Annotated in this window: 23 protein-coding genes and 3 pseudogenes; 14 read left to right on the forward strand and 12 right to left on the reverse strand. The window is 61.3% G+C overall.

What is annotated here, in order from left to right; genetic code table 11:
* Nucleotides 1-11: 11 nt before the first annotated feature.
* Nucleotides 12-221 carry a cold-shock protein gene (locus JO965_RS30555; RefSeq protein ID WP_203444647.1) on the reverse strand — a complete coding sequence of 70 codons (210 nt, stop codon included), beginning with the start codon at nt 219-221 and terminating at the stop codon, nt 12-14.
* 909 nt (nt 222-1130) lie between these two features.
* On the opposite strand from JO965_RS30555, the gene JO965_RS30560 reads away from it, so the two are divergent.
* From JO965_RS30560 to JO965_RS48330, 3 genes and pseudogenes are all read left to right on the forward strand, one after another.
* Entirely contained in the window at nt 1131-1316 is a 186-nt protein-coding gene (locus JO965_RS30560; protein WP_203444648.1) for a hypothetical protein, read from the forward strand.
* A 16-nt stretch (nt 1317-1332) separates the two neighbouring features.
* Nucleotides 1333-1563, forward strand: a complete 231-nt coding sequence (locus JO965_RS30565; RefSeq protein WP_203444649.1) for a hypothetical protein — start codon at nt 1333-1335, stop codon at nt 1561-1563.
* Between the two features lie 368 nt (nt 1564-1931).
* Nucleotides 1932-2183: pseudogene (locus JO965_RS48330) on the forward strand (IS6 family transposase); the annotation flags it as partial.
* Between the two features lie 309 nt (nt 2184-2492).
* Here the strand turns inward: JO965_RS48330 and JO965_RS30570 are convergent.
* On the reverse strand, nt 2493-2654 hold the full coding sequence (locus tag JO965_RS30570) for a DUF1127 domain-containing protein (RefSeq protein WP_203444650.1): 162 nt from the start codon (nt 2652-2654) through the stop codon (nt 2493-2495).
* A gap of 531 nt (nt 2655-3185) precedes the next feature.
* Here JO965_RS30570 and JO965_RS30575 point away from each other — a divergent pair.
* Nucleotides 3186-3356: a hypothetical protein gene (locus JO965_RS30575; protein ID WP_246776963.1), complete on the forward strand. Its 171-nt coding sequence runs from the start codon at nt 3186-3188 to the stop codon at nt 3354-3356.
* Nucleotides 3357-3524: 168 nt separating this feature from the next.
* On the opposite strand, the gene bluB is transcribed toward JO965_RS30575, so the two are convergent.
* Complete coding sequence (gene bluB, locus JO965_RS30580) at nt 3525-4220, reverse strand: 5,6-dimethylbenzimidazole synthase (RefSeq protein WP_371826908.1); 696 nt, start codon at nt 4218-4220, stop codon at nt 3525-3527.
* A gap of 236 nt (nt 4221-4456) precedes the next feature.
* Between bluB and JO965_RS30585 the strand changes: the two genes are divergently transcribed.
* The 4 genes and pseudogenes from JO965_RS30585 to JO965_RS30600 all read left to right on the forward strand — a co-directional run bounded on the left by JO965_RS30585 (nt 4457) and on the right by JO965_RS30600 (nt 7016).
* Entirely contained in the window at nt 4457-4672 is a 216-nt protein-coding gene (locus tag JO965_RS30585; RefSeq protein ID WP_203444652.1) for a helix-turn-helix domain-containing protein, read from the forward strand.
* Nucleotides 4673-4847: 175 nt separating this feature from the next.
* Nucleotides 4848-5321: pseudogene (locus tag JO965_RS30590) on the forward strand (RNA-guided endonuclease InsQ/TnpB family protein); the annotation flags it as partial.
* A gap of 199 nt (nt 5322-5520) precedes the next feature.
* Nucleotides 5521-5595, forward strand: a complete 75-nt coding sequence (locus JO965_RS49595) for a zinc ribbon domain-containing protein (protein ID WP_371826960.1) — start codon at nt 5521-5523, stop codon at nt 5593-5595.
* Nucleotides 5596-6599: 1004 nt separating this feature from the next.
* On the forward strand, nt 6600-7016 hold the full coding sequence (locus JO965_RS30600; RefSeq protein ID WP_203444654.1) for a response regulator: 417 nt from the start codon (nt 6600-6602) through the stop codon (nt 7014-7016).
* Between the two features lie 231 nt (nt 7017-7247).
* Here JO965_RS30600 and JO965_RS30605 read toward each other — a convergent pair.
* The 5 genes and pseudogenes from JO965_RS30605 to alr form a co-directional block, all read right to left on the reverse strand.
* Nucleotides 7248-7511, reverse strand: a pseudogene (locus JO965_RS30605) (transposase); the annotation flags it as partial.
* 296 nt (nt 7512-7807) lie between these two features.
* Nucleotides 7808-9283, reverse strand: a complete 1476-nt coding sequence (locus JO965_RS30610) for an NAD-dependent succinate-semialdehyde dehydrogenase (RefSeq protein ID WP_203444655.1) — start codon at nt 9281-9283, stop codon at nt 7808-7810.
* Nucleotides 9284-9431: 148 nt separating this feature from the next.
* Complete coding sequence (locus tag JO965_RS30615) at nt 9432-9812, reverse strand: RidA family protein (RefSeq protein WP_203444656.1); 381 nt, start codon at nt 9810-9812, stop codon at nt 9432-9434.
* 38 nt (nt 9813-9850) lie between these two features.
* Nucleotides 9851-11101 carry a D-amino acid dehydrogenase gene (locus JO965_RS30620; RefSeq protein WP_203444657.1) on the reverse strand — a complete coding sequence of 417 codons (1251 nt, stop codon included), beginning with the start codon at nt 11099-11101 and terminating at the stop codon, nt 9851-9853.
* A 24-nt stretch (nt 11102-11125) separates the two neighbouring features.
* Nucleotides 11126-12259 carry an alanine racemase gene (gene alr / locus JO965_RS30625; RefSeq protein WP_203444658.1) on the reverse strand — a complete coding sequence of 378 codons (1134 nt, stop codon included), beginning with the start codon at nt 12257-12259 and terminating at the stop codon, nt 11126-11128.
* 126 nt (nt 12260-12385) lie between these two features.
* Here alr and JO965_RS30630 point away from each other — a divergent pair, with 126 nt between their 5' ends.
* Nucleotides 12386-12850 (forward strand): Lrp/AsnC family transcriptional regulator, encoded by a 465-nt coding sequence (locus tag JO965_RS30630; RefSeq protein ID WP_203444659.1) that lies wholly within the window; start codon nt 12386-12388, stop codon nt 12848-12850.
* A 737-nt stretch (nt 12851-13587) separates the two neighbouring features.
* Here the strand turns inward: JO965_RS30630 and JO965_RS30640 are convergent.
* Together JO965_RS30640 and JO965_RS30645 are read right to left on the reverse strand one after the other, a co-directional pair.
* Nucleotides 13588-14640 carry an RNA-guided endonuclease InsQ/TnpB family protein gene (locus tag JO965_RS30640; RefSeq protein ID WP_371826961.1) on the reverse strand — a complete coding sequence of 351 codons (1053 nt, stop codon included), beginning with the start codon at nt 14638-14640 and terminating at the stop codon, nt 13588-13590.
* A gap of 420 nt (nt 14641-15060) precedes the next feature.
* Nucleotides 15061-15330 carry a hypothetical protein gene (locus JO965_RS30645; protein WP_203444662.1) on the reverse strand — a complete coding sequence of 90 codons (270 nt, stop codon included), beginning with the start codon at nt 15328-15330 and terminating at the stop codon, nt 15061-15063.
* On the opposite strand from JO965_RS30645, the gene JO965_RS49600 reads away from it, so the two are divergent.
* Nucleotides 15238-15558 carry a hypothetical protein gene (locus JO965_RS49600; protein ID WP_371826909.1) on the forward strand — a complete coding sequence of 107 codons (321 nt, stop codon included), beginning with the start codon at nt 15238-15240 and terminating at the stop codon, nt 15556-15558. The two genes, JO965_RS30645 and JO965_RS49600, sit on opposite strands and share 93 nt — an antisense overlap.
* Before the next feature lie 134 nt (nt 15559-15692).
* Here the strand turns inward: JO965_RS49600 and JO965_RS30650 are convergent, their stop codons facing one another.
* Nucleotides 15693-15959, reverse strand: coding sequence for a hypothetical protein (locus JO965_RS30650; RefSeq protein ID WP_203444663.1), 267 nt, complete (start codon nt 15957-15959; stop codon nt 15693-15695).
* Between the two features lie 33 nt (nt 15960-15992).
* Between JO965_RS30650 and JO965_RS30655 the strand changes: the two genes are divergently transcribed.
* From JO965_RS30655 to JO965_RS30670, 4 genes are all read left to right on the forward strand, one after another.
* Nucleotides 15993-16460 (forward strand): hypothetical protein, encoded by a 468-nt coding sequence (locus JO965_RS30655; RefSeq protein WP_203444664.1) that lies wholly within the window; start codon nt 15993-15995, stop codon nt 16458-16460.
* Between the two features lie 286 nt (nt 16461-16746).
* Entirely contained in the window at nt 16747-16953 is a 207-nt protein-coding gene (locus JO965_RS30660) for a hypothetical protein (protein WP_203444665.1), read from the forward strand.
* Entirely contained in the window at nt 16950-17297 is a 348-nt protein-coding gene (locus tag JO965_RS30665) for a hypothetical protein (RefSeq protein WP_203444666.1), read from the forward strand. Before JO965_RS30660 ends, JO965_RS30665 begins: the two co-directional genes overlap by 4 nt.
* Nucleotides 17298-17438: 141 nt before the next feature.
* Nucleotides 17439-18320 (forward strand): 3-hydroxybutyryl-CoA dehydrogenase, encoded by an 882-nt coding sequence (locus JO965_RS30670; RefSeq protein WP_203444667.1) that lies wholly within the window; start codon nt 17439-17441, stop codon nt 18318-18320.
* 125 nt (nt 18321-18445) lie between these two features.
* On the opposite strand, the gene JO965_RS30675 is transcribed toward JO965_RS30670, so the two are convergent.
* Nucleotides 18446-20131 (reverse strand): MFS transporter, encoded by a 1686-nt coding sequence (locus JO965_RS30675; protein WP_203444668.1) that lies wholly within the window; start codon nt 20129-20131, stop codon nt 18446-18448.
* Nucleotides 20132-20810: the final 679 nt, after the last annotated feature.

The following is a 20810-nucleotide window of genomic DNA, read 5'->3' on the forward strand; positions in this document are numbered from 1 at the left end:
TCGAGGAGGCATCACGCCGTCTTCAGATCCACGGCCGATTCTTTGCCGGTGCGGCGATCCGCCTGAACCTCATAGGAGATCTTCTGACCTTCCGCCAGGCCGCGCAGACCGGAGCGTTCGACCGCACTGATATGCACGAACACGTCCTTGCCCCCACTATCCGGCTGAATGAAGCCGTAACCCTTCTGCTCGTTGAACCACTTCACCGTCCCTGTCGCCACGAAAATTCTTCCTTCTGTTGTGCAGAACTGTGAGAGTCCACATCCAATACCCTTGCCGCTTTCGCGTCGGGCGGTGCAGCGTCTCATAGCAGGAGCATTCTAGCTGCTCAGCAGATGCGATCAAGTCAGCTCGGTTCGAAAATGGGAAAACGCAGCCCATCGAGACAATCCATGTGCGGCGCAGAGGCACACTCGCAAATCCTGCGCTCGCGTATGTGGCTGCATCAGCTGCTCGCGATCCTCTGAATGCGCTCACAGCTGAAGCACCTTCAGAAACTGTTGCAATCGCTGCCCGTCTTTGCATTGCCACCCTACGAAGCGCCTAATCACCGAAACCACTGGCTCCCAGCCGCGACGATCTTCTGCTGGTGGTGAGATCATCGGGAGCATAGTGCGGAGTGGCGCGCGCACCGCTCAGGCGATACGAGCGCCCGACAAGACGGGCTGCATTCTCGAGGTGCAGAACGCTCTACTGCTCCGAACAAGATCCTGCTTCCACCCTTGTCGACAGGGAGTTTTTTCTCGTCCTAATCGGGGCCTGAGAGCTAAATGGCTTCGAATGTCACGTTCCTCTAAAAAAACATTCTCGTTGACAGCTTGAGAGAGCACGGGCACCATGACCGCGCTGTTTGAACAAATTTAGTACTCGAGCAGCCGCGGTGATTTGAAGTGAGCAGCTTGCGCCGCGATACCAAACGCTAAAGCGTCACGATGCGCACCATGTGCCTCGTGATCCAATCAAAGGATTACGGTCATGATTGTCCCGCTGCTAAACCTCATCCTGCGGTGCCTGGCCTGTCGGCTTTGCGACACCCGGGACGGGTGTCGTCTCTGAAATTCTGTCCCTGATTCCTCGATAAGAAACTCGCATCACTGCCAGCGGCATGCTGGCAGCAGGAGACCTGCATCATGTCGCATACCACGCATGTCATCGAAGTCGGTGACGTTACCGCGGGGATCGTTGTTGCCATTGATGGCGGCTTCCGCTTCTTCGCCGCCGGTCTGACATTCAAGCCCCTCGATCTGGTGATCTTTCCCTCAATTGAGGATGCCAGCCGGGCCGCACGCGCAAAGTTCAGCAAACATCGTCGCTAAGCAATCCGAGGTCAACATGAACAACAAGGCTCTATTGATTACGGTCGTCGCCATTGTCACCACGCTCTTTGTCTCGGCATTCCGTGTGCAGGCCGCCAATGAAAGTCCTCTTGTGACCATGGAGCGGCTCAAATGGAATCTTGTTGATCAGAGGCATTGCGAACCGATCCTGATCGTCTCGGGCCTGGCCACGGATCCGACGAAGAGACCGATGACGCAATTCGGTGCCTCGAGCTGCCCTGCCTGAGCCAGTTTAACATCCCGACTGAACAGGCGTCCACGAGGGCGGGTCATAGTTGGAACGTATATGGAGACTGTGGGGGATTGCGGCCCGAAACATCACCCATGTCCACGTTGGTTTCCATTTTCCTTATTTGCCATAGGCGTTCCCTGTGGGGTTGCCGCTGAGATTGGTCCTTGACGTATTCAAAGTTCAATCGCAATTCATGTTACCGTTTGTCTGCCACTGCGTTTGAAGTCTCGATGGCGGGGGCAACGTGGTTAAGGGCAGGCATTTCGATCGGGCATTGGCCTGCTCTGCGTGCGCTGGGAGTTGGCCTGAAATCGGAATCTGCAGAACGTCGTTGAGATAATGGCAGAGCGAGGCGTCGCTGTCCCGAGCGACACGGCATCGATGGCAGCCAGATCAACCGAGAAACGATCCTATCCTGCGCTAGAGCAATCCGGCTGCAGGATAGGTCGCGGCGCAAGCTGAGGCCGATCCGGATCCGACAAAGCCGGTATCTGAATGATTGAATTGTGCAGGTCCACCGGCGGATCAAACACCACATTCATCCCATGCTCGGCTTCAAATCTTCGGCTAGCGCTTGGGTGATCGTGAGCGAGATGGATCAGATGATGCGCGGATGACAGGCGAAGTACGCCTGTCATCCGCACCTTTCACTTGCGGAGCAGATCGCGGCATAAAGGCGTACCAAAGTTCACTTCCATCACATCAGCTCGCGTCCAGATGTACGAGAGCACCCTGGCGGCTAGGGTCTGATCTGCCAGACTAGGGCAGGCGGACTTATCTCAATCCATCACATTGGGGATGGTCATTTTCTCACCCTTGCTCCGAGCTGAGAACATAACTAAGCGGAAGGGGTATCTATGGCGCAGGCTGTCTAGAACGCAACCGCCCGCCAAAGAGCGGGCGAGAACTTTGCTGCAGTGTGGTTAGATATTAGCCCCTTTGACTTGGCGAGCGATGGTGTCGATCTGAAAGCGCCTGATGCCGAGGTCATTGAGCTCACGATCGGAGAGCTTCGACAACTCGTTGACTGTCTCGCGATAGCGCCGGTAGGCCCGGAACTTGGCAAGGATCTGGGACACGAACATGAGGAACTCCTGTCAGTTCGCTAGTGTGAGGGTTGATAGTTGCTGTCGTTGCGTGTGCGGTGCAACATACATACCCGTGCAGCGCACAAATGTGCAGGGATGCTAAAATTGAGGCAGGCATGCTCACGATGCATGCTGCTGTCATAAATCGTTAATTGGATTGCATACGGGATATCGCGGGGGCGTTCCGTAGAAGGATTCTTCTGCCTGCGCTCCCTTTCCTGACCGTGAGCAAGGAGATGAGGCGCATTGAATCTGTTCGAGCAGACCCTGTGCGGAGCATGAGATTTTGTGCGGCAGCCAGTCAGAGGTTCCCCTCAGGAAAGCTGCGACGAAACCCAATCGACGGCAATGCACGTCGAGCCGAGACCACGAGCGACATCATTAACCCCCATCTCGTCATGCTCTACGGCTCGATCACGGGTGGGAAAGCATGTCGAGGTCATCCGGAGGACGTCGTCCAACCGCGCCTGTGAGGGTCGCCGAGGCGCCTTCACGAAGGTCACGACAAAACCGATTGAAGGACCAGCGATGGCTCCCATTGTCCTGGGCGTGAAGGAGACTGATACCTTGCGTATCGACCAGGATATGCTCGCGTACTTCCAGGATGACACCCTTGGCTCGCACGAGCGCATCAACACAGTCATCGGACTTTCCGCCGGCAAGTTCGATAACTGTGGCCCGTGTGACAGCAGAGGCTGAAGTCTTGCAGCACCGCGACTACCAGATCCACCTTCTGAGAACGCTCATCCGCTGATCCAGTCAACACGGTCTCAGCCGGCTGGCAGCATTGCAGTCAGCGCCGGGAACAAGAGGTGCGAGATCCCCGTCGGATTGAACCCAGGACCAAGTAGGATCGGCTCGCATTGCTCAGCGCTCCAGCACAACACGTCCCTTGGCTGTGCGGGCCTCCCAACCAAGGCGCTCAAGCTCTGGTACATCGTGAACGTCGTCGGGCCAGCCGAGGCAGAGATAGGCAACGAACCTCCATGAGAGCGCCACGTTTAATGCACTCGTCACCTCGTCAGGGTCGAGGATCGAAACCCATCCGAGGCCGAGGCCATGGACGCGCGCGGAAAGCCATAGGATGTGGATCGCACCCACGACGGACCAGGTCAGTGTCTCGGGTATGGTCGCGCGACCAAGCCCATGCCCCTGCTCGGTGCTGATATCACAGAAGACAGCAAGTTGCAGTGGAGCACGATCCAGACCTGATAACTTCAGTCCGGCATAGGCTTTCGCGCGCTCGCCCCTATAGCCCGCGAGTGCATCCCGGTTGCACCTTTCAAAGCTGGAGCGGATGGCGTCGCGGGTGCTCGCACTTCCCACGCGCACGAACCGCCAAGGCTGACTATTGCCAACAGACGGCGCAAACTGAACAAGATCCAGAAGGCGCTCGAGCAAATCGTCGGGAACAGGGTCAGATCTGAACTGGCGAACATCCCTGCGCCAGATGAGGAGCTTCTCAAAGCGATCACAGAAGTGATCATCAAACGCAGGAGGTTGTGAGGGGCTGCTAAGTCCTATCATGTTTTCCCCTGGATCTCTCATCGCGTGTGGGTTCATACATCCTTCGCCTCAGTGGAACAGACTTGGGTGAATGGCAATCCGGTGATCTGCGGGCACCTCGCGAGAGCCTGATTTTGTTAAAAGGACCATGGCGGCCGAGGCTGCCCGGAAAATTGAGAGATGAAGATTGCCGGCCGGTTTCGCAGCGTGTATCCCCGCGGCCAACTGGCTGATCGGCGGGGAGGAATGCCGCCTTTCTGGCTTTTCAGTGAGAGCATTGCTAGAACAAATCTATGCAGTTCCAGCGCGGCTTCGTTTCCCGGCTCTATCCCGATTCAGGCCAGGAGGTTCTTCTCCGGCAGGGCATCGGCGTGTGCCGGCTGGTCGATAATGTGGGTCTGAAACAACGGCGCGATCACGACCGTAAATTGGAGCGCTCCTCAGGGGGCAAGCTCAATGACGTGGCGCAGGCGCGGAAGTTGACGGCCTTGCGCCGGGAATTCGCCTGATCGCCGCCGTCTCGCAGACGGCGCAGCAGCAGGCTCTGCGGGATCTCGACAGGGCCTTTCAGAACTTCTTCGCTGGTCGGGCGAAGGAACCGACACCGCGCAAGCGCGGCGTGAGCGATGCGATCCGTTTCAGGGTCGGGAGTGCGAGGTCAGGACGCTCAACGCGAAATGGTCGGCTGTGAAACTGTCGAAAATCGGCTGGGTCAAGTTCCGACGGACACGGGATCTTCCGGGAGTCCAGAAAAACGCCACTGTTTCACTGAAAGCGGGCCGCTGGCAGGTGGCGTTCTGCTGCGAGTACGAGCAGGCCGTGGGCAACCATCTCGGTCCTGCCGTAGGGGTTGATCTCGGCATCGCCAACACAATCACGCTCTCGACCGGCGATCACCTGTCACTGCCGATGGAGCGCATCAACGTGCTCAAGCGGCAGCGCAAGCGCGTGCAGAGGGTGATGGCCCGCGGCCAGCGGGGATCGAACCAGAACCGGCGAGCAAAGCTGAAGGCGGCGCAGATCTTGGCCCGGATCGGACGGATCCGGCACCACTGGCAGCACGAGACGTCGACGGAACTGGCGGAGAGATTCTCGGCGGTCGTGTTCGAGGCTCTGAAGATCCGCAACATGACGGCGAGCGCCAAAGGGCACGGTTGAAGAGCCAGGTCGCAACGTCCGGCAGAAGGCCGGGTTGAACGAGGCCATCCTCGATCGGGGCTGGGGCGAGCTCGTGCGCCAGACCACTTACAAGCTGGAAGAACGCGGCGGCCACGCCGCGTTCTCCGATCCGAGACGATCCTCGTAGGAATGCTCCTCCTGCGAGCAGAGCGATCCCGAAAGCCGCACGAGCCAAGCGGTGTTTCGGTGTGTCGCCTGTGGCGATGAGCTCCACGCCGATGTGAACGCGGCACGGACTATCTTACGGCGGTAGAACACACCGTTGCGGGACGTGGACGGTTCTTGCACTCAGCACCCGGACGAAGCGTCAACGCGAAAGGTGGCGGCCTAGGTCATCACCCTGAAAATCCCCGGCTTTCGAGGCTGGGGAAGATGTTAATCTGGGACGCCAGCATAGGATCCTGTCGCCGATTGCGGATCGGCGTTTGGCCGCTTGGCGGGAGAGGATGGGGTGGCAACCAAAACTGCATCTGTGCTGCCGACCATTGCGCCCGCAGCGGGAGCCTAAGACCCGCCCTATGACAGAGCGATGACTTCCTGGAAGCCGGCGTCGTGGTTTGGTACCGCGTTCATGCCAGCCGTCACAGCAGTACCCGATCTGGACGACCGATAGCATCACTGCCGAAGCGGGGTCAGGAGACAGCATGAAAGGGGACGGACTCTCTGAACGGTTCTGCCGCGAATGTGACAGGGAAGATATGCAATTTCCGGCCATCAACAAGGCGTGGTTCTGATCACAACTCCTGTGCTAGCTCGCCCAATCCAGGGGTCGGAGAAGCTACCGCAAAACCGTGCATGACGCTGGAAAACTCTAATATTCAGGATCACAATGCAGGAAATGCGCGTCCTATGCCTCATCATTGCAGGGCATATTCACCAAAACTCCCTAAGATCATTGCTCATTCAGAGATTGCTCAAGCGCGTTTGACCGGAACTTGAATCTGATGCGCGGTGTTGGCGGGTCGCCGCTGTGCCAGGAGCATCTGCGGGCGGCGACACCGATTGGTCCCGTGGCGGCCATCCAAGTTGGACGGCCCACCACCACTCAACACGGACCAGAGCGTAGGCCCCATTGGCCCCTGGATCGTACCAGCGACCTTTACCCAAAGTATAGGTCGCCTGAACCTCCCGAGTATCGACACATCTGCCAGTGTCATGGAGACTGGACAAGGGGGTGGCAAGTTTCGATTGCGGACAGGTTTTACGGAAGTTCTAACGAGATGCATCAGCAATCTGACTGGGTGCCAGGAGGCAGCTATGAATACAACCGAGCAGGAATGCATCCTCGTCGTCGATGCCAACCCGCTATTTCTGGAAAGACTCGCCCGGGAACTCCGGGCCAGAAACTTTGATGTCGTGGCGACAGAGTCCGGCACGCAGGCCTTCCACCTCCTAAGGGACTGGCGCCGTCCCATCGACTGGCTCTTCAGCCGGGCAATTCTGCCGGGCCTGATCGATGGCTGGATTTTGGCCGATGAGTATCACGACAGTCATCCCCATCGGGCGGTCGTGATCGCCGCGTCGCAGGCGAAGGTCTCGGCCCAAGGGCATATCATCCTCAAGGATCCGTCACCGACGGCCGTGCTCGCCACCATGCGGGGCATCATGGCCCAGAGCCAGTCGTCGGAGATCTCGAACCACACCCTACGCGACAAGGAGCAGCTTGCCGCGTAACGGGTCACAGCAGGATCCCACTGCCGGAGATAGAAACGATGTCAATCAGAGCTCCACTCCATCGGAAGGCCGAGTGCTGATCGGGCATGCGGCACAGGGCCAGAGGCTGTTGAGGCATGGCAGTTATACCCGACACTAAGCCGAAATTCGCCTTGAGGCTGTTATGGACTGCGATGTCGTTTACCGCCGGCCGGAGCATAATACAGACCCGAGCGACGACATGCAGGTCGGCGAGTGTTTCAGGATCTCCCGTTTCTGGCGCAGGATCTCGTTCTCGCGCCGCAGCCGCTTGAGCTCGGCTGCCATGGCCTCCTGGCACTCCGCGGGCGGATCGTCAATCTCAGGCTTGCGGCGGCGGTCGATCCAGTGGCACCGGGTTGACAGGCCGATGCCGAGATCCACAGCGATCTCACATCAGCTGCGGCCGCTGGTCAGGGCGAGTCGCACAGCCTCATCCCGAAACTCTTTCGTAAAGCGCGTGTGGGGCACGGAGATCCTCGTGCAGGCCCTCCATTTTTCGAAGTAGCCATTCCAGCTGTGTTCCGCTTCGCAATTGGACGCGCGTTGCGGCGGATGGAAGCCAGCGGGATCAACCTCGTCTCAAAAGTAGCGGTGGTTGATAATGCCGCCGTGCGATTAGGCATAGATCTTACGCTGATCCCAGCGCGCGTGGAGAGTGGCCGCGTCTGGAGCGTCACGTCTGCTGGCGCGACGCCGGCAAGCCCGCCCACGGTCCTGCGGCGCGGTGAGGGCAGGGGGCAAGGCGCATCGCTGCCCGTAGCGCTCCAGGGTTACAGCCCTCCCATGCAGAGGTACTTCATCTCGAGATAATCCTCCAAACCATGACGCGATCCCTCGCGACCGATCCCTGACTGCTTGATGCCGCCGAAGGGCGCGGCTTCGGACGACATGCGCCCGGTGTTGATGCCGACCATGCCATATTCGAGGGCTTCAGCGACGTGCCAGACCCGCTTGAGGTTTGATGCATAGAAGTAGGCGGCAAGACCGTAAATGGTGTCGTTCGCCTCGCGGACGACCTGACCGGGATCGTCGAAGCGGATGATCGGGGCCAACGGTCCGAAGGTTTCCTCCTGGGCCAACTGCATCGTGCCCACCACGTCCGTAATCACAGTGGGCTCGAAGAATGTTCCCGCAGTGCCGATCCGGCGGCCCCCGCACCGGACCTTTCCGCCTTTGTGCACAGCATCGGCCACATGGCCCTCAATCTTCGCCAGTGCCCGGGCATCAATCAGCGGACCGATCGCGACATCCGGCTGGAACCCATCGCCGACCACGAACGCGCGCACCCGTCGCGTGAATTTCTCGGCAAACTCATCATGCACGCTGGCCTGCACGTAAATCCGGTTGGCGGATACGCAGGTCTGGCCGGCGTTGCGGAACTTCGCCTGGAGCGCGCCATCGACGGCGGCGTCGATATCGGCATCGTCGAACACGATGAAAGGAGCGTTGCCGCCAAGTTCGAAACTAATCCGCTTGATCTGGTCTGAACACTGTCGCATGAGCAGCCGTCCGACCTCGGTCGATCCGGTAAAGCTGATCTTGCGCACCTTGGGATTGCCGCAGAGCTCGCGGCCAACCGCATCGCCGTCCGACGCGTAAATGAGATTGAGAACGCCCGCAGGCAACCCTGCCATACCCGCGAGCCTGACCATGGCGCCGGCCACAAGAGGCGTTTGCTCCGCAGGCTTCAGCACGACGGTGCAGCCGGCGGCGAGCGCCGGTGCAATCTTGCGCGCGACCATCGAGGCGGGAAAATTCCACGGCGTGATCGCCCCGACGACGCCGACGGGCTGTTTGATCACCAGCATCCGCCTGTCGTTGGCCGGCGCCGCAATCGTCTCGCCATAGATGCGATTGGCCTCCTCGGCGTACCATTGGATATAGGCCGCCGCATGGGTGATTTCTGATTGCGCTTCCGCGACGGGTTTACCCATTTCCGCCGTCAGGATGGCCGCAAGATCCCCGCGGTATTCAAGGATCAGCCGGTGCCATTCCCACAGGATGTCAGAGCGCTCGCGGGCCGTCAGTCCGGCCCAATGTCCCTGCACAGCATGAGCCTTGTTGATGGCCCTCGAGACATCCTCGACATCCATGTCCGGCAGTTCGGCCAGCCGTTCACCGGTGGAGGGGTTGGACACCGAAAACCGGTTCACCGGTTCCACCCCGTTCATATCGGGTACGGCGGCCAGATCGACAAACAGTTCGGGATTTTTGAGGTGCTTGGCCAACGCCTGCGTCACGGTCATCCCGATCCCTCCCTTGCAGCTTTGAAGTTCGAGCGGTGCAGTGAATAACGGATCAGCGCATCAAACGACAGTGCCGGAGTGGGCAAAAGCCATCACTCCGGCCTTTGTTTGCCCGATACCGCTCTCAGGCGATTAGTCGAGCGGACGATTAGTCGAGAGCGATGACAGCCTCGATTTCGACCTTCGCGCCCTTCGGCAGCGCCTTCACCTCATAGCAGGCACGGGCGGGATAAGGGGGCGTGAAGAACCCGGCATAGACGCGATTGACTTCCGCGAAATCGGCAAGGTCGGTCAGGAGCACCGTCGTCTTCACGGTTCTGGACAACTCGGTGCCGGCAGCCCTGGCGATCGCGGCGAGGTTCTTCAGGCATTGTTCGGTCTGCTCCACAGCGTTGGCCGCGTTGAACTCGCCTGTGGCGGGATCAAGCGGCAGCTGTCCGGACACGAACAACAGGGTGCCGACCTTGATGGCCTGCGAGTAAGGGCCGACAGCGCCGGGGGCGTCAGCGGTAGAAACTTCAGCGATCATGGACAATCCTCCGTGAATGAGACTGGGATGAGGTGCGGTCAGGCGTAACGGGCCATCGCCAGGTCGGTCGCATCGATCTCCGGCTGGCGGCCCGAAACGAGATCGGCGATCACACGGGCCGAGCCGGAGCTCATCGTCCAGCCGAGCGTGCCATGGCCGGTGTTGAGGAACAGGCCGGCGATTGTCGTCGGGCCGATCACCGGCGTGCCGTCCGGCGTCATCGGCCTTAAGCCCGACCAGAACGAAGCCTGGCTGACATCGCCGCCGGGGAAGAGATCCATGACGGAATGCTCCAGCGTGCGGCGGCGCGCCGGGCCGAGATCGTTGGTATAGCCGGAAATCTCCGCCATGCCGCCGACGCGGATGCGGTCGCCGAGCCGGGTGATGGCGATCTTGTAGGTCTCGTCCATCACGGTCGATTCCGGCGCGCGTGCGGCATCGGTGATGGGAATGGTCAACGAATATCCCTTCACCGGATAGACAGGCAAACGAATGCCAAGCGGCTTCAGCATGAGCGGCGAATAGCTGCCGAGCGCGACGACGACGGCATCGGCGGAGAGGTTGTCGCGGCGTGTGACGACGCCGCGCACGCGACCGCCTTCGACCCCCAGCCCCTTGATCTCGGTGCCCCAGAAGAAGCGCACGCCGAGCTCTTCCGCCTTCGCCGCCAGCGCATTGGTGAACTTGAAACAGTCACCGGTCTCGTCGTTGGGCGTCAGAAGGCCGCCAACGATTTTCTCCCGCACATGGCTCAGGGCCGGCTCGACGCGCATGCAGCCATCGCGGTCGAGAACCTCGTACGGAATGCCGTCGGCGGCGAGCGCCTTGACGTCCTTGGCCGAGGCATCGAGCTGCGCCTGGGTGCGGAACAATTGCAGGGTGCCCTGCATGCGCTCGTCATAGGTGATGCCGGTTTCCGCGCGCAACGCGGCAAGCGAGAGGCGACTATAGTCGGCGAGCCGCAGCATGCGGCTCTTGTTGATGGCATAACGCTCGGCGGTGCAGTTGGCGAGCATCCTCACCAGCCAGGACAGCATGGCGGCATCGACCTTCGGGCGCAGGATCAGCGGCGCGTGTTGCATGAACAGCCACTTCACCGCCTTCATCGGAATGCCGGGTGCGGCCCAGGGCGAGCAATAGCCGAAGGAAACTTCGCCGGCATTGGCAAAGCTCGTTTCCAGCGCCGGGCCCGGCTGGCGGTCGATGACCGTCACTTCATGCCCGGCCTTGGCCAGCTGATAGGCGGTGGTCACGCCAATGATACCGGCGCCGAGAACGATGACTTTCATGATGTCCTCACGGGAAAGAAAGGGTCAGCGGTAGCGGCGCTGATAGCGGGACCCGAGACGGGTCAGGATTTCGTAGGCGATGGTGCCGGCGTCCCGTGCCAGGTCCTCCAGGGTCTGGTGCGGGCCCAGGACTTCGACAAAGCTGCCCAACGTCAGAGTGCCCTCCGGTAGGGCGGACACATCGACGGTGATGCTGTCCATCGATACGCGGCCGACGATCGGCAGGCGCACGCCCTCATGGTAGACGGCGCCGCGATCGCCCAGGCTGCGGGGAAGGCCGTCGGCATAGCCTGCGGCAATCGTCGCCAGACGCGCTGCTCCCTGTGTGACATGAGCACCGCCATAGCCGACCTTTGTGCCGGCCGGCACGGTGCGGACCTGCACGACAGCGACAGCGAGGCTGACGACCGGCTCCATCGGGTTCGGTACCCCGGCCGTCGGCGCGCCGCCGTAGAGCGCGATGCCGGGACGGGCGAGGGCGCCCTGATAGGCATCGCCGAGAAACACGCCGCCCGAATTGGCGAAGGACATGTCGAAATCAGGAAACTCGACGGCAATGCGTCTCATTGCGGCCAGCTGCTCGCCGTTCTGGTCACTGTCCGGCTCGTCCGCCGACGCCAGGTGGCTCATGATGAACAGGACCTCGACAGTCCCGTCCGATCTGAGGGCTTCCGCCAGGGCCGGGCGTTCGTCCGGCGGAAAGCCGAGGCGCGACATCCCCGTATCGAACTGCAGCACAGCCGACAGGGTACGGTTCAGGGCGCGGGCCGTCGTCGACCATCGCCGCCACTGCTCCATCGCGTTGAGAACCGGAATGATGCCGCCCTCAGTGCAAGCAATCTCTTGGCCGGGCTGCAGCCCGTTGAGCACAAAGATCTGCGCGTCGCGCGGGAGCACGGGCCGCAGCGCCATGGCCTCATTGAGGTGGGCGACGAAGAACTGCCGGCAGCCTTTGCGGGAGAGGATCGTGGCGACCCGCTCGGCGCCCAAGCCGTAGGCATCGGCCTTGACCACAGCAGCCACGCGGCTCGGCGCGACGATCGACGCCAGCCTGTCGTAATTGCGGCCAAGGGCGGAAAGGTCAATCGTCAAAAAGCCGGTGGCTCCCTGGACCTCGGCGCCCGTGCTCACATCGGAAACTGAAAGCATGCTGCCCATCTTCGCCCTCTTGATCGAGGGGCACTGTATGAAATAAGGAGCGAAATTGTCCGCCTATCTGTGCTTGATTGTTGCAAAATGTGGCGCCAACGCCGCATAGTGTTCTAAATTTTGGAATTTTCTATCATGACGGGTCTCGACACGATCGACCGCAACATCCTGAGGCTCCTGCGTCTCGATGCCCGCATGAGCAACGCCAAGCTGGCCGGTGAGGTCGGCCTGTCGCCATCGGCCTGTCTCCGGCGCATCAAGATCATGGAACAGGCCGGCGTGATCCGCGGCTACACCGCCCTGGTCGACACCGCGACGGGCGAGGCGACGATCGCCGTGATCATCAACATCACCCTGGAGCGGCAGACCGAAGATTACCTGGATCGGTTTGAGGCGGCCGTCCGCAAGCATCCGGAGATTCGGGAATGTTATCTGATGACCGGCGGCTCGGATTACCTGCTGCGTGTGGAAGTGGGCAATGCTGGCGAATTCGAGCGGATTCACAAAGAGGTGCTGTCGACGCTTCCCGGCGTGTCGCGGATCCATTCCAGTTTTTCGATCCGCAATGTCCTGGCGGTGCGGCGGGAGACCAGGCCGTAGCCGGTTCCGATCAGTTGCGGGGAGGGAGGGATATCAGAAGACGTCGTCTTTCAAGCACGCGAAGGTTCAAGCGTTCGGCCAATCGAAAGCAGGCAGGGGCAGGAGATGAACGATTTTGGTCCTGTTTGTCCGGGCGCAATTGTGGCTCGGTTCGCTGGGGATTTCGTTTGGCCTGAGAGCAAGAGGAACTCCTGACATTTGTTGAGCCAATTTTTGAACAACAAAGGTTCGGCCAAATCTAGAGACACTCGGGCAGCAGTCGTGAGGAGTTGTCGGAAGCCGAAACCGACCGGGTGCTCAGTACCGTTGTCGACCTGCAAGCGCATCTGATGAGCGATGAATGGAAAGCCTTCATCTCTCTCGGCCCATGACTCTGTCCATCATCCGGCTCGCGAGGATGCGCGTGGCCCGGTTCACGTCAGTTCAGCGGCGGGCTTCAATGACCGGGTCCGCCGCACCGTCTCAGGTGCGTTCCACCACATCCATTCGCATCGGGCAGATCTCTCCTTCAATGAGATCGGCTTTCGCTGGTCACAGCGGGTCGTCACACGCCAGACACCGCGACGTACGCGCAGGGCCCTAAGGTCACCAAGATCCGATCGGTCCAAGTTCCCTCAGCATTGCAATTCTCAGCCGTGCTCCGCTCAGCCGTTGGGCGGGACATCCGCCCGACCCAAGCGGGTGGGATCGACCCTCTCTCGAATGCCGCTGTCTATGATTGGCGATGCCTCCGCGCCCTAAAGGACGAGGCTTCCTGGTCCCTTCAGACCAAGCGTCTCGCACCCGAGACGGGCAATGGTCAGCGCAGCAGTCCGATCGCGGTCGTGAGCCGACCCGCACTCGCTGCATACCCCTAGCCTGACCGCAAGACCTTCTCGGCCGTGTGGGCCGCTGCGTGCATCGCACCCAGAACAGGCTTGCGTTGTGTAGGACTCATCCACCTCTGCAAAAGCAACTCCTGCGTGATCGCACTTGTACTTCAGGAAGTTGCGCAGCATCGACCAGCTCACATCGTGCGTCGCCTTTGCGGCGCCCGATGCGATCTGCCAAGTGGATGAGATGTTGCCGACAAACACGGCGCCAGATCGGTTCACCACCGCCCGGGAGAACTTGTGGAGCGTGTCCTTTCTCCGGTTGGCAATCTTGGCATGAATCGCCTGGACCTGCCGCTTGCGACCAGCACGCTGCGCCTCGGCCAGCTTGTCCTCCAGGTCGCGGTAGAACCGCGCCTGAAGCAACTCCTGTCCGTCGGAGCACTTCGCTGCTGTCTTATGTCCAAGATCGATGCCGACAATGTGCGTCCGGTTGATGGTCTGGCGCTCAACCTCGCAGACGATGTTGCAATACCAGCGGCCCCGTGCGTCCTGCGAGAAGTTGCCAGACTTGAACCGGCCCTGGATGTCCCGGTGCTTCCACAACCGGATCTTGCGGCCGCGGAAGAAGGCGATCGAACCGTTGATTTTGACGTCCTGATGGGTGAACGGGATCCAGCCCAGCGATCGGCGGGGGCCTCGGCTGACCCGCCATCGAAGCTTTGGCCGGTGGGCCTGCTTCCGCTTGGCGATAAACGCGTCGATGATCTCCTGGATCATCTGGGAGGGCAGACCGAGTTCTTTGCTCGCCCCCTTGGTCAGATCGCGCAGCTGCTTTGTCGTCGCCCATTGCGGGCCCCGGCGCGCCGACCGCTCGCTGATCTCGTTGACGTCGTTCCAGACCGTGTTGGTGGCAGTGCCGAGCGAAACCAGCGGCTTGCCGCTCGTCGCGTCCTTGACGCGAAAGCTGAACGTCAGGTAAGCGCGTTCTCAGTCTGTTGCGGCCATGGCTTCCGATATGTGGTCGCCATGACCAAGGTTCAAGACAATCCTTCATGCGGCTGGCGCCGCATGCGCCTGTCCATCCTCTCCCTGAAGCAAGCGGGCTTTCGGCGCACTTTTGCTAAGATCGCTTTCTTCAAGGATCTGCAGTTTGCGTTCTGTCGTCCAGCGCCGCCCGACAGGGCCAACATCAGTTCGATCTGCCGAGACTTGTGAACCTTCCTGCCGATGCGGATGCCTGGTCGAAGCGGGGCGGCTCACCAAGACGAATTATTGCAATTTAGCTATTAAATTGGCCCGTTTCCTGCACGACAATGCGAAAGTTGGATGATTTTCACCCCACCGGCGGTGTTAATTTGAAGGTTAAGGATGGTTCGGCCTCGGTGGAAAGCGGGATCAAAACCGACATGCGAAGCCATCCTGAGTTTGGTTGAGCAGCCCGCCGTGCTGTGTGTCGCCGCCTGTGTCGGAACGACCCGCCTGATCGACAACCTGGTCCTTGATGTCGCTTGTGACAGCGGAACAGATCTCGTCCTGGCGCAGCATCGCGATATTTTTTGAAGGAATTTGCGCATGCCTCTGTTCTATTTCGATGTCCAATTGGGACCGAGTTGCTTGCCGGATCACACCGGCCTTGACCTGGAGACCGTGGCGGCGGCCGATCACGAAGCCACCCGGAGTGCGTTAGAGATCGCTCGTCATCAGTTGCTCAAAGCCGAGGTGCCTCATGTCAGGGTCACGGTCAGGAACGAGCGCCGACAGCACATGTTAACAGCCTCGGTTTCGATGCGTGTTGACCGAGAGGTCTCTCACCCCGAACTCCGCCCAAGGCGCGGGTCCTCGACAATCCTCGATCCGGTGAGTGGAACCAGGGTCAGCATGGACCTGGCCTGAAGCGAGGGTCCGAATAACAGCAACGCGTGCAATCAAGGTGGGCTATGGGCAACCTGCATCAGCGCAACTGGGTCTCACGACAGAGGCAGACACCCGCCGTCGGAGCATCACGCTCAACGCTAGCCGGGTGTCAGCTAGATGGCATCTCTGACCGAACCAGCACCGGCGCAGGGCATCGCCTTGCCGCTTGCCCCCGGCCTCTCGCGGATGGTTGCGAAGGGGCGGCAGGACCCGGCTGCCGCGAAAGGACCGCGACCGTCCTGACGGCACGATCCCACACTGATGCTCTCGTCCAGGACCTGAGCACCCGCCTGATCGCCGGGGCGACGGCCGCCGAAACCCTCCTGGCGTGGTGCGACGAGCATGGCCTCGCGCAGGGACCGATCAGCGTCACGTGCCATCAGCGGCACGCGCTGTCAGCCGCGCCGGACGACGTGAGAGCCGCTGTAGCCCCCGCCGCTTCTGTAAGCGTCGATTTCCGGCAGGTTCACATCCTGCGGGGCGCACTGGCGCTCGCGGTGGCTCAGAATTGGTTCGTGCCGCAACGCCTGGTGGCGGGCATGGAGAATGTTCTGCAAACGACCGATCTGCCCTTTGGCGCCGTCATTGCTCGGCTCCGTCCGTCCCGCCGCACGCTCGCTGCGCATATTCAACCCCTCACGGCTGATCCGTCTGAGGATCCATCGCAGCTCAGCGCCCCAACGCGCCACGCCCAACCGGCTATCATTCTGGAGCATACCACCGTGATCCTCAGTGAGGCCGGGACGGCACTCGCGCTCGTGACGGAACCGTTTTTCTCCGACCTCGTCTCAATTGCGGCCACGCAGCTCTCATCGAGCCGAGGCCTCGATGAGAGATCGCAAGCAGGACCAGCGATGCAGCCTGTGAGGCTTGAGCGATGACAATCCAGCCTGACCTGACGTCTCAAGCCTTCCATGCTTGCAAGAGCGTGCACGAGAGATAAAGCAGCATTCAAGTCGAGCGCGGGCTAGCACTTGACCGCTGAACTGCAGATGACACTGGGAGAACATCCGATGAATCCTTACCGTTCAAGAGATGTCATGGTGAACCGCATCGTGAACGATTGGCCACGAATGGTCATTGATCTTTGTCTGATGGCCTCTGCCACTTCATCCGCGTTCACTGTCGTCTACTTGTGTGTGCAACTGCCATAGGGTGAGCTGCAGCATGCCAGCCTCGCATGGCAGACAGAAGGATGACCGGGAGTGGAGCCGCAGCGCTGCCACCATCAACCAGAGGGGCGGCACCGGCATGACCCTGATCGACCTCGCCGACGGCGTCACCGTCGACGAGATCAAGGCCGGAGCCCACGCCGAGTTCAAGGTCGAACTCAATGGCAAACCATCGGACGCGGCTTTATGGAGACTTCAATGACGCAGACCCGACTATCCTCTCGCGCGCGCTCTGATGCGATGGTCCCCGATCCTGACTCGCTCGAACCCAGCATTCTTCGCGCTTATGTTCAGCTCGCCGCGATGCCGGACCAGGCCAGCGGCGTGAAAACCGCCACGTTGGCAAGATTTGGATCGGTCGAGGTGCGCCTGACAGAGTTGACCCAGCCGGAAAACAAGTCGCGGGATATCCCGCCCTTTTGGCTGGAGGTTTACTGCCATGCCACCGGCACCACCCTCGATAGTTGCGGCTGCTTCGATTTCGATGAGCCCGAACTGGCTGCCGCTGTCGACCTCGTTGATGACGCCAGACGGAAAGCCGCCTGAGCGGACGGCCTGATGCGGATCACGATGCTCCTGAAAGGCGAGGGTGCATCATCCGATGAGAGGGGCTTGCTTGGTGTCTGAGTTTGTTGCGTTCCCTGTTTCCGTGCCGCTCAGACGCAGCGAAACGCGTGAGGTATCAAGATGACTGGTCCCATCAAAACGGTTGGCGTGATCGGCGCAGGGCAGATGGGCAGCGGCATCGCCCATGTCTGCTCGCTGGCGGGATTCAACGTCCAGCTCCACGATCTCTCGGAGGATCGGATCAACGCCGGGCTCGCGACCATCAACGAGAACATCACCCGTCAGGTTGCGAAGGGGGTGATCTCCGACGCCGAGCACCAGGCCGCCCTCGAGCGCATCCGCCCCACTCTGGCCTATGACGATCTGTCTGCCTGCGACCTCGTCATCGAAGCCGCGACCGAGAACGAGGAAGTGAAGCGCAAGATCTTCACCAATCTCTGTCCCTCGCTCCACCCGGATGCGCTGCTCGCCACCAATACCTCGTCGATCTCGATCATGCGTCTTGCTGCCGCCACCGACCGGCCGGAGCGCTTCATCGGCATTCACTTCATGAATCCGGTGCCGGTGATGCAGCTCGTCGAGCTGATCCGTGGCATCGCAACGGACGACGCGACCTACGAATCCGCCCAGGAGTTCATCGCCAAGCTCGGCAAGACCTCAACGGTGTCGGAAGACTTCCCGGCCTTCATCGTCAACCGCATTCTGCTGCCGATGATCAACGAGGCGATCTACACCCTCTACGAGGGCGTCGGCTCGGTGGAAGGCATTGACACGGCCATGCGGCTCGGTGCCAACCATCCCATGGGCCCGCTCCAGCTGGCCGATTTCATCGGCCTCGATACCTGCCTGTCGATCATGCAGGGCATTCACGAGGGCTTGGCCGATTCCAAGTACCGTCCCTGCCCGCTCCTCGTGAAATATGTCGAAGCCGGCTGGCTCGGACGCAAGACCAAGCGCGGCTTCTACGATTATCGCGGCGAGCAGCCGGTTCCGACGCGCTAGGGATCGACAATGGTCATGCTCCACGCTCAAGTGCCGGAATAAGAGAACAGTGCCTTGACACGCGGCATGTGCGACGTCCGCTTCAATCAGAAACGTCGGATCTTCTGGTTCTGAACGGACGAGTGCTATTGCCTCCCGCCGCGCGTGTAATGACCGGGCAGGACCTCGTTCGCGGCCCGGTCGGACACCTCTTCCTTCCAGCGCACCGATCCGAACGGGCGCTCCAGCATGCGGCGGACGCGCACGGGCTCAGGGCCGATGTGGAACGCCGTCGCCTGCTGATCCAGTGCGCGCTCCGATGGCGTCGCGCGGTTGCGCTGGCGCAAATAATCGAGCCACGTCGGGCAGCGATAACGCTCAGTCCACAGTTCAGGATCGGCGATGTCGCGCGCCAGCGACCAGCCATAGGCGCCGTTGCGCTGACGGAACAGCTGGACGTCCTGCATCAGCGTGTGGAAGACTCGCGCCTTCTCCGACGCGACGCGATATTCGATCTCCACCACCAGCGGCCCGCTGCGCCCAGTCAGCGGTAGCCGCACCTCGGGATCAGCCAGCCCCTCGGCCTCGTCGCCGCGCGCGCTGATGCGCGGCATGGGCAGCCAGGACCCAAGCAGCGGCGAGAGCAGCATGAGCGCGGCCGACACCAGCAGTGCGGTCTCGACGCCAGCGGCATCGGTAAGCCGGCCCCAGCCCCAGCTGCCGAGGGCAATGCCGCCGGAGATCGCAGCCTGGTAGGCCGCCAGCGCGCGGCCCGCGACCCAGCGCGGCGCCGAAAGCTGGACCCCAATATTGAACAGCGCAACTGCCATCATCCACATCGCGCCCGCCACGACCAGCGCCGCCGCGGTCACGACGAGCTCGTGGCTCAGCGCCACTGCCGCCATCGCGCCGCCCATCGCCAGCGTGCAGGCGCGCACCGCGGCCTCGCCACTCATGCGCTTGCGCATCTCGCCCATGCCGAGCGCCCCGATAACAGCACCAAGGCCAAAGGCGCCGAGGATGATGCCGTACGTCTGCGCACCGCCCTGCAAGAGATCGCGCGCCACCAGCGGCATCAGCGCCGAGAGCGAGCCCCCGATCATGCCCGTGGCCACGGTGCGGGTCAGCACGATCTTGATCGACGGTGAATGGGTGATGTAGCGCACGCCGGACACGATGGCGCGGCGCAGCTGTTCGCGGGGCAGCCGCGAGGGCGCGGCGACGCGTTTCCAGAGGACAAGCGCGAGCATCAGCGGCAGATAGAGCAGCGCATTCAATGCAAAGGCCGCGACGGCGCCCGCGGTCGCCACCACAACGCCGCCGATCGCCGGCCCAAAGCTGCGCGCGATGTTGTAGCTGATCCCGTTGAGCGCGATGGCTGCTGGCAGCGTGTCTGCCGGGACCTGCTCGCTCACAGAGGCTTGCCAGGCCGGGCCCATCAACGCCATGCCGCTGCCAACCACAAAGCACAGGCCCAGCAACAGATCCGGCGTGGTGAGCCCCAGCCACTCGAGTCCGGTCAGCGCGGTTGCGCCGCAAATCTCAATCGCCAGCGCCACCAGCGCCACGATGCGGCGGTCATGCATGTCGGCAATGGCGCCGGCGGGGAGCGCAATCAGCATCACCGGCAGCAGCAAGGCCGTCTGCACCAGCGCGACCTTGTCGGCCGACGATGTGAGCTGCGTCATCGCCCACGCCGCACCGACGCCCTGAATCAGGATGCCGAGATTGGACAACAGGCTCGCCAGCCAGATGCGCCGAAAGGCGGGATAGCGCAGCGGCGCGGTGACGCCGTCGGGGCTGATCGTCTGGGGCTTGAGCGGATCGGTCAATTCGGCTCCTGCCTTGCCGGCGATGGCTTGATTCTGGACCAGATCAGGGATAGTCCGGGATACTTGGCCGTTAGCCAGGGGGCAAGCGCTTTTTCCACCCTCGTCGACTTTCCGCCCTTTGCGTTCGAAGCCTCATGAGGCCCGCTCACGTCCCGAGGCCTGCATGGGACGGCTGAGTTGCTCGAGGATCTTGCCATGGAGCAGAGGCTGGCGCCGTTCATCACGATCGAACGTCGGGTCAACACGGGGGCAGATCTGTGTTTGGGGCGACACGCCAGTGGTCAAGCCAAATCGGCGCGACGGTGAGCCTCTCGGAGCGCCGTTTTGTGCCGCAGGGCTCATCTGAAAACCATCTCTTTGTTGCGCGTTCGGTCTGACCCGCCGGCATCACGCGGATGAACGGTGAGGGACACACGCCAACGGGGGCCGACGGCAGTGCCGCGCGGTGACCGAAGGCATGCCGCGCTTACCTCAATCCATGATCGAGCATATTGGGCAGATTCTGCGGAAGCGCTCTCGCCGAGAGCTCTCGTGCCCGGGCCAAACGCGATGCTCAAGATGTTGGAGAGAGCCGATAAAACCAATGCTGAGGCGATGTTGAAATGGAAACGATGAGTACAGGTGAAAGCCTGGTGGGGAGCCCGGGAAGGCACTCCATCCGTGCTTGGCCCACGGCCGT

The organism is Microvirga sp. VF16 (assembly GCF_016864375.1).
Lineage (GTDB): Bacteria > Pseudomonadota > Alphaproteobacteria > Rhizobiales > Beijerinckiaceae > Microvirga.